Origin of the sequence: Methanoculleus horonobensis (assembly GCF_001602375.1) — an archaeon.
Taxonomy (GTDB): Archaea; Halobacteriota; Methanomicrobia; order Methanomicrobiales; family Methanoculleaceae; genus Methanoculleus; species Methanoculleus horonobensis.
The window spans coordinates 39,881-53,319 of sequence record NZ_BCNY01000014.1 but is presented as its reverse complement, the minus strand read 5'-3'; the positions used below and the strand labels follow the sequence as shown (position 1 = coordinate 53,319).

Below are 13,439 nucleotides of genomic sequence, written 5' to 3'. Positions count from 1 at the left end.
CCAGTGGCGATATCCCCACGGTCCACAGTATGGGGAGATCCCGAAAAAGAACAGAATCCCAACTCGCTCCCGGGACACGGCTTCCCACCGGCTATCGCCATGACTGCCCCCGCCCCTCGGGGCGGGGGAGGAGCGCGAAGCGCGGGCGGGGTGGGGGCTACAAAGGGAGGATCTTACGCAATAGAGACAGGGGAAGGTGGAGGCCCCCTTTCGAAGAACTTCGCTTGCCCTCCGCACCCTTCGGGTGCTCGAACTCCGGTTCTTCGCACCTTCGGTGCTCACGCTCCTGCCGGGACGGCAGTCGCGCTCCGAACCGTCGCACTCCCCGTCAGCCCCTCAAAGAACTTCGTTCTTCTCATGCTCCTGCCCTTCGGCCAGTCGCACTCCCCAATTGCGATATCCGATGGAAAGCCGTGGAAGGGCAAGTGATAGACAGAATATTCCAGGTTCTAGACAGTTGAAGGAGTTCGAAGCGTGATAGAGGGAAGTCTTCAGCAGCCTACACCGTCAACAGCACGAGCAAACACCCAGCAACCCGAGCGACCGCACCACAAAAAAAAGAGATTTACAGGTAGTCCGCCAGGACGTCCTTCAGGTCGAACTTGAACGGCCCGAGGCTGCCGCCGAAGTTCCCGGCGCTGATGAACTTCACGCCCGGCACCTTGGTCGCCGCCCGGATGCCCTCGGCCATCGCGGTCTTGATCGAGTCCTCGTCGACGCCGTCGATGACGATCTCGTAGACCGCCTTGACGCCCTCGGGAACCTTGCTGCCCTCGACCTTCTCGCGGAGGGTCGGGCAGTAGGCCTCGTTCGTGCTTGCACCCATGAACTTGTACTTCTTGCTCCCGACCTTCGAACCGCTCGCGACGATGCCGCCGGGGAAGGGCGTGATGACGCCGCAGACGCCGCTGATGGCGTCGACCGCCGCCTGGGCGGCCGTCAGAGCGGCCATCTGGTTCTCGCCCATGATGAAGAAGTTACCGCCTGCAACACCCTTGACGGCGCCGAACTCCTCCTCGCCGATGTACTCGCCCTCCATGATCGGGATTGCCCAGACCGTCCTGCCGCCGACCTTGCGCTCCTCCTCGTAGCCGTCGCCGAAGAAGTGCAGCTTGACCGGGAGTTTCTCCGGAACCTCGGCGACGACGTCTGAGAGGCCGTCGAAGACCGCCGTCGTCGGGGCGGTGAGGATGCACTCGGCGAGACGCTCCACGACCTGCTCTTTCAGTTTCTTCTTGCTCGCGCAGATCATGATCGCGTAGCCGGGGCGGCCGTCCGGGGTCTCGTCGGGGGAGACGAAGCAGTCGATACCCGCCTCCGCAGGACACCCGATGGTCGAGGTGGCAAACCCTACGGCCTCCACTGCTGCCTTGTATGCCCACTCCTCGGTGACGGCGGTGATAATCGGCCGTGCCACCCAGGTCGGGAACGCCTCTGCATAGGTATCATCGATAGTAACGCCATTCAGTTCCATGGATAGAATACACCTCGTTTGCTACAATGTTATGATATGGACAGAATAAGGTTTCTTTTTTTCCCGGGCGGGCGCACCCGGCCGGCACCGGGCTTCATGCGGAGAGACGTGCGCGACACCCGCCGCCCCGGCAGCGCCCGCAGGGCTATCCCGGATACGGCGCGAAGACTGCGGGCACAGAACCGGAACCGATTTTCGGATGCGAGCGTAGGGTTCAGGACGAAGAGTGAAGAGTCGCCGGATACAGAAATGGTTACCGCTCAAACCGCGCAACGTGCCTCGGGTCCTCTCGATCAAACGGATGACCGGCCCCACCGTTCCGGAGAGCGATCCTGCTCACACTCAACGCTGCCGGGCCGCATCGACCACCGATTTTCACCAGAACCCCGGATTTCAGATTTAAGTCTTTTGATTTGCCCTCACCCCCTGAACTCCACATAGCAATGAGATTTCAGGCATCGAGTTAACATAACAACCGTTTTAATTTATAAAATTTGACGGATAATCATAGTTCTGAAATATAAGGCTGCCGGATTTCAGAAAGTTTATGTATATTCTTTGACAATTCTTTTTATATCGATTTTTAATCGATCAGATCTGGTGCGTGATACCATGGCATTTGCATTGCACATCAATATGGAACGATGTACAGGCTGCAACAACTGCGTGGTGGCATGTCCGGTCGACGCTCTCGAGCTCTACACTGAAGATCCAGCAACCAAGGAGAAGATCTACAAGGTCCGGGACGGTAAAGCCGTCATCCTTGATTTCAACTCCGAGCTCTGCGCCGGCTGCGGCGTATGCGTCCAGGCATGCCCCTATGGAGTCATCAAACTTGCAGGACCGTGGGAGAGCCGGGCTAAGGCCCGAAAAGCGGAAGCCTAGGAGTGATACTAGAATATGGCACTGTTTCCAAAGTATTCAAAAACGCGGGAAGGCCAGAACGTCATCATGGAGCAGAGGCTCCTGAAGGCGGTCAACAACCTGGTCCTGAACGCCGAGACCTGTACGGGCTGCGGCATCTGTGTCGACGCCTGCCCGGAAGAGGCGATCGTGCTCGGACCCGTCGGCGCGACACGCCGCGGGGCCATCGACTACGCTGAACCTGTCGACGTCAACCCCGAGAAGTGTTCGTACTGTGGCGTCTGTGTCGTCATGTGCCCCTTCAACGCGATGACACTCAAGATCGACGGCGAGGAGCGCCTCCCGATCCTTGAGCAGGAGGGATTCCCCACCTACGACATGGTCACCGTAATCGACGAGGAAAAATGCGACCGATGCACCATCTGTGAGGAAGTCTGCCCGAGGGACGCCATCAACCGCGACGTCCCCGCATTCGAGGGCGGCGACGAGGCCGGCAAGCCGCGCCAGTCTGCACTGCAGACCAAGACGACGTTCACCGTCGATACCGAGAAGTGCGACGTCTGCGGCATCTGCGGCGAACTCTGTCCGAGCATCACCGTCGTTCGCAAGCCCGCGAACCCCGAGACCGGCAAGGTCGAAGGGGATGTCCAGTGGGAAGAGACCACCTGCGACGGCTGCACGATCTGTGTCGAGGCCTGCCCACAGGATGCAATCACCCTCGAACGCGAGATCGTCAGCAGCAAGCTGCCCGGCAAGGTCGACATCGAGCAGGACAACTGCTGCACCTGCACATGGTGCGTCCAGTCCTGCCCACAGGAGGCAATCACCGTCGAGAAGATCTTCGAGGGAGATATCGAGATCCACCCCGAGAAATGCCCCGGCGGCTGCTCGACCTGTGTCGAGGTCTGCCCCTGCAACGCGCTCTACCTGCCCACCCCCGTCCCTGCAAAGGAGATGAAGGGAGAGATTGAGGCCAACATCGCCATCAACAAGGACTTCTGTATCCTCTGCGGTGCCTGCGTCAACGCCTGCCCGAGCGAGGATGCGATCGTTCTCCGGCGGACGGGTATCCGGATGCAGGATAAAGAAACAGATCTCTTCAAGCAGATCAAGGCGAAACTCCTCGCTCCGAGGACATCGCGGGTCAAGGAGACCGCTCCCGGAGAGGTCGAGGTCAAAGTTCTGAGAGAAGCAGAAGAGGCATGAGGGATAGCCAATGGCAGTGAAGAAAGACTATAAGGATCAGAAACTCGCCGAGAAACTTCGGGACAGGAAGTTCTACGCTCCTGACAGTAACCCCGAGTTCCTCAAAGAAGTTGAGAAGATCGGGCAGACGGCCGCCCATATGTGCTACCAGTGCGGCACCTGCACCGGTTCGTGCCCCTCGGCACCGCGGAGCTCGTACCGTATCCGGCTGTTCATGAGGAAGGCCGTCCTCGGTCTCGAGGAAGAAGCCCTCACCGACCCGGACCTCTGGCTCTGCACGACCTGTTACAGCTGCACCGACCGGTGCCCCCGTGACCTCGCGCCGACCGACGCGATCATGGCGATGCGGAACCTCGCATTCAAGCGCGACATCATTCCGCGCAACTTCCTCCAGACCGTCCAGCTCATCTACAAGAGCGGCCACGGCGTCCCGAACAACGACGCAAACCGTGCCGCCCGGAAGAAGCTCGGACTCGAGGAGGAGCCTGAAACGACGCACAAGTACCCCGAGTACCTGCCCGGGATTCGGAAGATCCTCGACCACTACAGACTGAAAGAGAACGCGGACAGGATTCTCGCGGAGGGAGAGTGAAACCATGAGCGCAAACAATCACCAGTATGCATTCTTCCTCGGGTGCATCGCCCCGAACCGGTACCCCGGCATCGAGGCTGCGGCCATCCAGACCAGCAAGAACGTCGGCATCGACCTTCTGCCCCTGAAGGGCGCGAGCTGCTGCCCGGCACCGGGTGCGTTCGGTTCGATCGACTTAAACGTCTGGTACGCGATGGCGGCCCGGAACGTCGTGCTCGCCGAGCAGATGAAGATGGATATCGCTCTGGTCTGCAACGGCTGCTACAAGTCCATCTGGGAAGTCAACCACAAGTTGAAGCACAACGACGAACTCCGCGACGGAGTCAACGAGGTGCTCAAAGAGATCGACATGGAGTTCAAGGGGACCGTCGACGTCTGGCACCTCGCCGAACTCTACTACGACCCCAAGATCGTAGGCGTCAAGAAGATTGCAGAGAGCGTCAAGCGCCCCCTGTCCGGCGCGAAGGTCGCCGTCCACTACGGCTGCCACCTGATGAAGCCCGGCAAGGAGCGGCACTTCGGCGACACCGAGAACCCGATGTGGATCGAAGAACTCGTCGCCGCACTCGGAGCCGAGCCCGTCCAGTACCGCAATAAGATGCAGTGCTGCGGTGCCGGCGGCGGTGTCCGTGGATACGACCTGACACACGCTCTCGACATCACGAACGAAAAACTGATCAACCTGCAGGAAGTGGGCGCGGATGCGCTGACCGAGGTCTGTCCGTTCTGCCAGCTCCAGTATGACAGAGGACAGGTCGAGATCCAGGACAAGTTCGGCATCAGCTGGGGACTCCCGGTCCTGCACTACAACGAACTCCTGGGACTGGCTCAGGGCATGAGCCCGGACGAGCTTGCACTCGACCTGCATGCCGTCGATGTTGAGCCGTTCCTGAAGAAGATCCTGTGAGGTGCAAATACATGGCAGAAGTCAAGAATAAAGAGGCAAGGATTGGCGTTTTTCTGTGCCACTGTGGTACCAATATCGCAGGTACCATTGACATCGAGGCAGTAAAGGAATACGCCAAGACAATCCCGAACGTCGTCGTTGCCGACAACTACGCGTATATGTGCTCGACCCCCGGTCAGAACAAGATCGCGGATGCTATCAAGGAGCACGACCTGACCGGAGTCGTCGTCGCGGCCTGTACGCCCCGTCTGCACGAACCCACGTTCCGTAACGCAACCGCAGCAGGCGGCCTGAACCCCTTCCGGTTCGAGATGGCGAACATCCGCGACCAGAACTCGTGGGTGCACATGCACCAGCCCGAAGAGGCTACCGACAAGGCAAAGGACGCAGTCCGGATCGCCGTAGCAAAGGCGTCCCTGCTCGAAGACCTCGTCCCGAAGAGCGTCCCCGTCGAGAAGACCGCAATGGTCGTCGGCGGCGGTGTCGGCGGTATGCAGGCAGCGCTCGACCTTGCGAACGCAGGCATCAAGACCTACCTCATCGAGAAGAGCCCGACCATCGGCGGCAGGATGTCCCAGCTCGACAAGACCTTCCCGACGCTGGACTGCTCGCAGTGTATCCTTACCCCGAAGATGGTGGATGTCTACCGGAACGAGAACATCGAACTCCTCACCTACACCGAGGTCGAGGCGGTCGAGGGATACATCGGCAACTTCGACGTGACCCTCCGGAAGAAGGCACGCGGTATCCTCACCCCCGCAGAGGCGGAAGCCCGCGGCATCGTCGGCGGCGGCTGTACCGGTTGCGGCGACTGTGCAACGGTCTGCCCGGTCATCAAGCCGAACCCGTTCGAGCTCGGCATGGCGCCGAGGAAGGCAGTCTACATCTACCACCCGCAGGTCTCCCCGCTGATCTACACCATCGACTTCGACGCCTGCGTCAAGTGCGGTCTCTGTGTCGAGGCGTGCGGTGAGAAGAAGGCGGTCGACCTTGAATCCAAGGACGAGTTCATGACCGTCAAGATCGGTACCGTCATCCTCGCCCTGGGATACGACATCTACCCCATCGAGAAGAAGTTCGAGTGGGGTTACAAGAACTACGACAACGTCATCACGTCGCTCGAGTTCGAGCGGCTGATCTGTGCGTCCGGCCCGACCGGCGGTCACCTCATTCGCCCGAGCGACGGCGAGACCCCGAAGAAGATCGCGTTCGTGCTCTGTGCAGGCTCCCGTGACAACACCAGTACCGGCAAGCCGTACTGCTCGCGGTTCTGCTGCATGTACTCTTTGAAGCACGCCCACCAGATCATCGAGAAGATCCCCGGTGCGGTGCCCTACATCTTCTACATGGACATCCGGTCCTTCGGAAAGATGTACGAGGAGTTCTACTACCGGATCCAGAACGAGGGTGCGAAGTTCATCCGCGGCAGGGTAGCGAACATCACCGAAGACCCGGTTACGAAGAACCTCCACGTCAACGCAGAGGACACGCTCCTCGGCCGGCCGGTCGACATGGAAGTCGACATGGTCGTGCTCGCGGCAGCCACCCAGCCCTCCGCCGAGACCGAGAAGACCCGCAGACTCTTCGGTGTCTCCTGCTCGCAGGACGGCTGGCTCCTTGAGGCCCACCCGAAGCTGAACCCGTGCGGCACTACCACTGCCGGCGTCTACCTCGCCGGTGTCTGCCAGGGACCAAAGGATATCCCGGACACGGTCGCTCAGGCAGAGGGTGCGGCATCCGCGGCATCCATCCCGATCCACAGGGGAGAGGTGGAGCTCGAGCCCTACTTCGCCCAGTGTATCGAAGAGAAGTGCGCCGGATGCGGACTGTGTGTCAACCAGTGCCCCTACAGCGCTCTCTCGCTCGTCGAGAAGGACGGACGCAAGGTCATGCAGGTCACCGAAGCCAAGTGTAAGGGCTGCGGCACCTGCGGCGGGTTCTGCCCCGGCGGCGCAATCTGGATGCAGCACTTCGCGACCCCGCAGATCGTCGCACAGATCGATGCATTCCTCCTCGGAGGTGAACAGTAAATGGCAGACGAGAACTGGAAACCCAAGATCATCGCCATCATCTGCAACTGGTGTTCCTACGCCGGTGCAGACCTTGCCGGCGGCGCCCGCATTCAGTATCCGCCCGACATCCGTGCAATCCGCGTGATGTGCACGGGCCGGATCGATCCTCTCTTCATCCTGAAGGCATTCCAGGATGGAGCGGACGGCGTGCTCGTCTCCGGCTGTCACTTCGGCGACTGCCACTACCTTGAGGGCAACTACAAGGCGGCCAAGAGGATGTTCCTCTTGAAGAGTGTCCTCAAGAACATCGGCCTTGACGATAAGCGTCTCAGAATGACGTTCGTCTCTGCATCCGAGGGTGCGAAGTGGGGAACGGTCATGACGGACGTCGTCAAGACCATCAACGAGCTCGGCCCGAGCCCGCTCAAAGAGTTTGCCAGATAATACACAATAGACAGGGGATGAATAAGAATGGCAATCAGAGTGAATTTAATCTCGGGTCGCACGATCCAGCAGGGGGTGGCGATGGAGGCGGGGAAGGAAAAACCCGCCTACACCACCGCCTGCGGGATCATCGAACTTGACCCGGCGGACTTTAAAAAGCTCGGAGCTTTCCGCAACACGAATGTACGCGTCACCAGCAGTTACGGCAGTGTCGTTGTCAAGGCGGTCGAGGCAACTCAGGGTCCTCACCCGGGTGTAGCATACATCCCGATGGGCCCCTGGGCAAACATGGTGGTCAATCCGAACACCTACTCGACCGGCATGCCGACGTTTAAAGGCACACCTGTTGAGGTGGAGACCGCCAAGAACGAACCCGTCCTCAGCTCACTGGAACTGGTGCGCAAGGGGTGCAGGGGTGAGCTGGCATGACCCGGACTGTAACCGACGTTATCTGCCCGTTCTGCGGAACCCTCTGCGACGACCTCGAGGTCGTCGTCAGCGATGACGGGAAAGAACTTCACGAAGTCTACAACGCGTGCGCCATCGGCGCCGAGAAGTTCCTCCATTCCCAGGCAAAGGACAGAATCACCCGCCCCCGCATGCGGCAGGAGGACGGATCCTGGAAGGAGATCTCGTACGACGAGGCGATTGAGTACACGGCAACGATGCTCGCCGAAGCAAAGAAGCCGCTGATGTACGGCTGGAGTTCCACGAACTGTGAAGCCCAGGCCGTCGGCTCGGAGATCGGTGAGGCCGTGGGAGCGGTCATGGACAACACGGCGACCGTCTGCCACGGAACATCCCTTATCGCGGTTCAGGATATCGGCATTCCGAGCTGCACGCTCGGCGAGGTCAAGAACCGTGCCGACCGGATCCTCTTCTGGGGCTGCAACCCGGCACACGCCCACCCGCGGCACATGTCCCGTTACTCGATCTTCCCCCGCGGATTCTTCACCGGCAAGGGCCACACCGGCCGCAAGATGATCGTCGTCGACCCGCGCCCCACCGATACCGCGAGCATGGCGGATATCCACCTGCAGATCGAGCAGGGACGCGACTACGAGCTCCTGAACGCGCTCCGTGTGGCGTTCAAGGGTGAGAAACTCCCCGACGTCGTTGCCGGCATCCCGAAGGAGAAGATCTACGAGGCCGCCGAGACGCTCAAGAGCGGTCGGTTCGCGATCATCTTCTTCGGCATGGGCGTGACCCAGTCGCTCGGGAAGAACCACAACATCGACGAGGCCATCGCGGTCACCCGTGACTTAAACGAGTACACGAAGGCAGCCATCATGCCGATGCGCGGGCACTACAACGTCACCGGCTCCGGCCAGGTCTGGGGCTGGCAGTTTGGGTTCCCCTATGCGGTGGACCTCTCCCGCGGATTTGCCCGCTACAACCCCGGCGAGACGACCTCCAACGACCTGCTCCGCAGGGACGAGGTGGACGCCGTCTTCGTCCTCGGCAGCGATCCAGGTGCGCACTTCCCGTTCAGCTCGGTCAAGAAGATCTACAACCTCCCGTCAGTCGTTATCGACCCCCATGAGACCCCGACCTCTGAGGTCTGCAAGGTCCATGTCCCGGTCGCCTTCGTCGGCGTCGAGGTGGGCGGGTGCGCCTACCGGATGGACAACGTACCGATTGAGACGAGAAAAGTCGTTGATGCCCCCGAGGGCATGATGACCGACGAAGAGTTCCTGAAACGCGTTCTTGGACGCGTCAAGGAGATCAAGGGGGTATAACCGATGGCAGAGTATCTTATCAAGAACGGACTCGTCTTCGACCCGGTTCTCGGGATCAAGGGCGATAAGGCCGACATCGCCATCAAGGACGGCAAGATCGTCGAGACGACGGCTCTCAGCAACCCGAAGGTCATCGATGCGACCGGCAAGACCGTCATGGCCGGCGGTGTCGATATCCACGCCCATGTTGCCGGCCCGAAGGTGAATGTAGGCAGGAACTTCCGCCCCGAAGACAAACTCTTCAACTGCACGGCCGGACACGGCATCGAGCGGATGCAGGGCGGGTTCTCAGTCCCGACGACGATCCGGACCGGCTACAACTACGCCCACATGGGCTACACGACCGTGATGGAAGCGGCCATGCCGCCGCTCTACGCCCGGCACACCCACGAGGAGATGCGTGACACGCCGATCCTCGACCAGGGTGCCTACCCGGTCTTCGGGAACAACTGGTTCGTCCTCGAGTACCTGAAGAACCACGAGATCGAGAACACCGCCGCTTACATCGCCTGGCTGCTTCGCGCCACGAAGGGCTACGCAGTCAAGGTCGTCAACCCCGGCGGCACGGAAGCCTGGGCCTGGGGCCTGAACTGCGAGAATGTTCACGACCCGGTTCCCTACTTCGACATCACCCCGGCCCAGATCATCAAGGGCCTCATCGAGGCGAACGAGTACCTCGGTCTCCCGCACTCGATGCACATGCACGCGAACAACCTCGGGAACCCCGGCAACTACACGACGACGCTCGACTCGTTCAAACTCTCCGAGGGTATCAAGCCGAACAGCAAGTTCGGCCGCGACCAGGTGATGCACCACACCCACGTCCAGTTCCATTCCTACGGAGGCGACTCCTGGGCGAACGTGGAGTCGAAGGCGACGGAGATCATGGACTACGTGAACTCGCACGACAACATCACCATCGACATGGGTCAGGTGACGCTCGACGAGACCACGACCATGACCGCCGACGGGCCGTTCGAGCACCACCTCACCGAGCTGAACCACCTGAAGTGGGCGAACGCCGATGTGGAACTCGAGACCGGCTCGGGTGTCGTGCCCTATGTCTACAGCCCGAACATCAAGGTCTGCGCCATCCAGTGGGCTATCGGCCTCGAACTCGGACTGCTTGCGAAGGACCCCATGCGGATCTTCATCACCACCGACCACCCGAACGCCGGACCGTTCATCCGCTACCCGCGGGTCATGAAGTGGCTGATGAGCCAGGAAGCACGGGAGCAGCAGTTCGACGCTTTCAAGCATAAGGACAAGGTCATCGACGCGACCAACCTCGCCGGCATCGACCGCGAACTCGACCTCTACGAGATCGCGCAGATGACCCGGGCAGGACCCGCGAAGTCGCTCGGTCTCTCACACATGTACGGCGGGCTTGCCCCCGGCCTCGAAGCAGATGTTGCGGTCTTCGACTTCAACCCGAACGAGCCTTACGCGCCCGACGATATCGAGAAGGCATTCCTGAACGCAGAGCACCTCTTCAAGGCCGGTGTCCAGGTCGTCCGCGACCACGAGATCGCCAGCAACGGCAACAAGCGGACGCTCTGGGTGAACGCAAAGGTCAACGAGAACCCGCAGGTGATGCGTGACGTCAAGGAGAAGTTCCTCCGCTACTACACCGTCACCCTGAACAACTACGAGGTTTCCGGGCACTACCTCCCGAACCCGTATGTCATCGAGGTTGATGCTACCGAGTGAGGAGAGATAAGGATGGAAACCGTTACAGTCACCATAAAGAACCAGCCCGATCTCTACCTCGAGGCCGACAGCATTGTCCCCGACGCGTTTGCCGGGAAGAAGGCCGAAGAGATCGCCGACCTCCCCGTCTACGTCGGCAGGGACGAGCACCGGCTCGGGGACTTCTTCGAGGTCTCCGGCAACGCCGGAGCAACGCCCGAGGAGACGAAGATCGTCGTCAACGGCGACCTGTCCCGGGTCAAGTACATCGGCATGAAGATGAACGGCGGCGAGATCGTCGTCAACAGCAACGCCGATATGTACGTCGGGGCATGGATGCAGGGCGGCAAGATCACGGTGAACGGGAACGTCGATGCCTTTGCCGGAACCGGCATGAAGGGCGGCGAGCTTGTCATCAACGGCAACGCCGGCAACTACCTCGGCGCCGCATACCGCGGCGACTGGCGTGGCATGCAGGGCGGCAAGATCACCGTCACCGGCAATGCCGGGAGCGACCTTGCCACCTTCATGAACGGCGGCGAGATCGTCATCGGCGGCGACGTCGACGTCCATGTCGCCACCCATGCCGAGGGTGGAAAGATCATCATCAAGGGCAATGCAAAGAGCCGTCTCGGCGGCCAGATGGTGGAAGGCGAGATCTATGTCCTCGGCAAGATCGATGTCATGATGCCCGGGTTTGCATACCGCGAGGATGTCGACGTCGATATGGACGGCATCAAAGGACGGTTCGCTCTCTACGAGGGCGATCTCGGAGAGCGCCACCGAAAGAGAAAGGGCCAGACAATTTACGCTAAACTCTACCAGCGGATCGAGGCCTGAAACCCTCTTTTTTTGCGACCACATATACGGTGTATCGATCGTCGGAGAGCGGATGCGATCGGTATGAAAAGCGTAGCACGAAATAACAACTTTTTACCATTTTCATGCTACGGCAGGCGAGGCGAGATACGTTTACAATTCCCCGCAATCGACAATTTTCCAGCAGATATTTAATATCGGACTCGCGATATATATTTGTTCATAGACATAAATAGCAATGCTTATATCATCAGAGAAGGTTACTATCATTTTGTCCCACGAGGACGTGCAGTAGTCACCATCAGCCACAGTCAGCGATGCTTTTAGCGTTCATTTCACACTCACGGATTGTATGCACTTAAAGAGGGTAATGGAGGAAAATTATGGCAAAATACAAGGAAACTATTGACCTGTACGATGATGCAGGCAAGCAGTTGAAGAGTGGTGTACCGCTCGAGAAGATCAGCCCGCTGGTCAACCCGGCGACCAGGAAACTCATCGACCTCACCAAGAGGACGATTGCAGTCAACCTGGGCGGAATTCAGGAAGGCCTGAAGACCGGAAAGGTAGCCAAGGGATATGTTCTCGGGCGTGAGATGAACCTCGACATCATCGGCAACAAGGATGCCATCATCGCCAAGATCAAGGAGATGGTCCAGGTCGAGGAGGGTGACGACACCAACATCCGCGAGTTCGGCGGTGGCAAGCTCATCCTCGTCGAGGCTCCCAAGGCCCGTCTCGAGGCTGCATCCACCTACGACGCCGCGATCACCGCGGTGGCATCCGCGACCACCTTCTCGCTCGTCGAGCAGTTCGACATCGGGGCGTTCGACGCAGCGATGGTCAAGGCGGCAGTCTGGGGTTCCTACCCGCACACGATGGACCTTACCGGTGCCAACGTCACGTCCATTCTGTCGATCCCCCAGAACAACGAAGGCCTCGGCTACGCGCTGCGGAACATCCCGGTCAACCACGCCGTGATGATCACCGGCAAGAACGCGATGCAGGGTGCCGCACTCTCGTCCACCTTCGAGCAGGCAGGAATGTTTGAGATGGGTAACGCTATCGGACCGTTCGAGCGTGCCCAGTTGCTCACTTACGCTTACCAGGGCTTGAACGCGAACAACCTGGTCTATGACCTCGTCAAGAAGAACGGTGCTTCCGGCACCATCGGTACGGTCGTCCAGAGCCTGGTCGAGCGCGCCATCGAGGACAAGGTCATCACGCCGGGCAAGAAGGGCGGGTACTTCCAGTTCTACGACACGAAGGACCCGATGCTCTGGAACGCCTACGCCGCTGCGGGAACCATGGCAGCCACCATGGTCAACTGCGGTGCCGGACGGTTCGCCCAGGCAGTCTCCTCGACGCTCCTGTACTTCAACGACCTGCTCGAGCACGAGACCGGCCTCCCCGGCTGTGACTACGGCCGTGTCATGGGTACCGCCGTCGGGTTCTCGTTCTTCAGCCACTCGATCTATGGTGGCGGCGGCCCCGGTATCTTCAACGGCAACCACGTCGTGACCAGGCACGCCGCAGGCGTGGCTATCCCGTGCGTGGTCGCTGCGGCGGCACTCGATGCCGGAACGCAGATGTTCTCGCCGGAGAGCACATCCAAGGTCTACGGCGACACCTTCGGCCAGGTTGACGTCTTCAACAAGCCGATACAGCAGATCGCAAAGGGTGTGTAATAACA

General features: G+C 60.0%; 12 protein-coding genes. 11 read left to right on the top strand and 1 reads right to left on the bottom strand.

Annotated elements, in window-relative coordinates; all coding sequences use genetic code 11:
* Positions 1-565 precede the first annotated feature (565 nt).
* Positions 566-1,474, bottom strand: a complete 909-nt coding sequence (gene fhcD / locus MCUHO_RS05385; protein ID WP_067074798.1) for a formylmethanofuran--tetrahydromethanopterin N-formyltransferase — start codon at positions 1,472-1,474, stop codon at positions 566-568.
* Positions 1,475-2,086: 612 nt separating this feature from the next.
* On the opposite strand from fhcD, the gene MCUHO_RS05380 reads away from it, so the two are divergent.
* The 11 genes from MCUHO_RS05380 (at position 2,087) to mcrB (ending at position 13,434) form a co-directional block, all read left to right on the top strand.
* Positions 2,087-2,359: an indolepyruvate ferredoxin oxidoreductase subunit alpha gene (locus MCUHO_RS05380; RefSeq protein WP_067074794.1), complete on the top strand. Its 273-nt coding sequence runs from the start codon at positions 2,087-2,089 to the stop codon at positions 2,357-2,359.
* A gap of 15 nt (positions 2,360-2,374) precedes the next feature.
* Positions 2,375-3,544, top strand: a complete 1,170-nt coding sequence (locus MCUHO_RS05375) for a 4Fe-4S binding protein (RefSeq protein WP_067074791.1) — start codon at positions 2,375-2,377, stop codon at positions 3,542-3,544.
* Between the two features lie 10 nt (positions 3,545-3,554).
* On the top strand, positions 3,555-4,136 hold the full coding sequence (hdrC, locus tag MCUHO_RS05370; protein WP_067074775.1) for a CoB--CoM heterodisulfide reductase subunit C: 582 nt from the start codon (positions 3,555-3,557) through the stop codon (positions 4,134-4,136).
* Between the two features lie 4 nt (positions 4,137-4,140).
* Positions 4,141-5,043, top strand: coding sequence for a CoB--CoM heterodisulfide reductase subunit B (gene hdrB / locus MCUHO_RS05365; protein ID WP_067074770.1), 903 nt, complete (start codon positions 4,141-4,143; stop codon positions 5,041-5,043).
* An 11-nt stretch (positions 5,044-5,054) separates the two neighbouring features.
* Positions 5,055-7,073: a CoB--CoM heterodisulfide reductase iron-sulfur subunit A family protein gene (locus MCUHO_RS05360; RefSeq protein WP_067074767.1), complete on the top strand. Its 2,019-nt coding sequence runs from the start codon at positions 5,055-5,057 to the stop codon at positions 7,071-7,073.
* The gene (locus MCUHO_RS05355) at positions 7,074-7,499 is read left to right on the top strand and encodes a hydrogenase iron-sulfur subunit (protein WP_067074763.1); all 426 of its coding nucleotides are present in this window, start codon (positions 7,074-7,076) and stop codon (positions 7,497-7,499) included. It abuts the gene before it with no gap.
* A 27-nt stretch (positions 7,500-7,526) separates the two neighbouring features.
* Positions 7,527-7,928, top strand: coding sequence for a molybdopterin dinucleotide binding domain-containing protein (locus MCUHO_RS05350; RefSeq protein ID WP_067074759.1), 402 nt, complete (start codon positions 7,527-7,529; stop codon positions 7,926-7,928).
* Entirely contained in the window at positions 7,925-9,238 is a 1,314-nt protein-coding gene (locus MCUHO_RS05345; RefSeq protein WP_067074754.1) for a formylmethanofuran dehydrogenase subunit B, read from the top strand. Before MCUHO_RS05350 ends, MCUHO_RS05345 begins: the two co-directional genes overlap by 4 nt.
* A 3-nt stretch (positions 9,239-9,241) precedes the next feature.
* Positions 9,242-10,948 carry a formylmethanofuran dehydrogenase subunit A gene (locus MCUHO_RS05340; RefSeq protein WP_067074751.1) on the top strand — a complete coding sequence of 569 codons (1,707 nt, stop codon included), beginning with the start codon at positions 9,242-9,244 and terminating at the stop codon, positions 10,946-10,948.
* 12 nt (positions 10,949-10,960) lie between these two features.
* A complete protein-coding gene (locus MCUHO_RS05335; RefSeq protein ID WP_067074747.1) occupies positions 10,961-11,767 on the top strand; it encodes a formylmethanofuran dehydrogenase subunit C in 807 nt (268 codons plus the stop codon).
* Positions 11,768-12,129: 362 nt separating this feature from the next.
* Positions 12,130-13,434, top strand: a complete 1,305-nt coding sequence (gene mcrB / locus MCUHO_RS05330) for a coenzyme-B sulfoethylthiotransferase subunit beta (protein WP_067074744.1) — start codon at positions 12,130-12,132, stop codon at positions 13,432-13,434.
* Positions 13,435-13,439 lie beyond the last annotated feature (5 nt).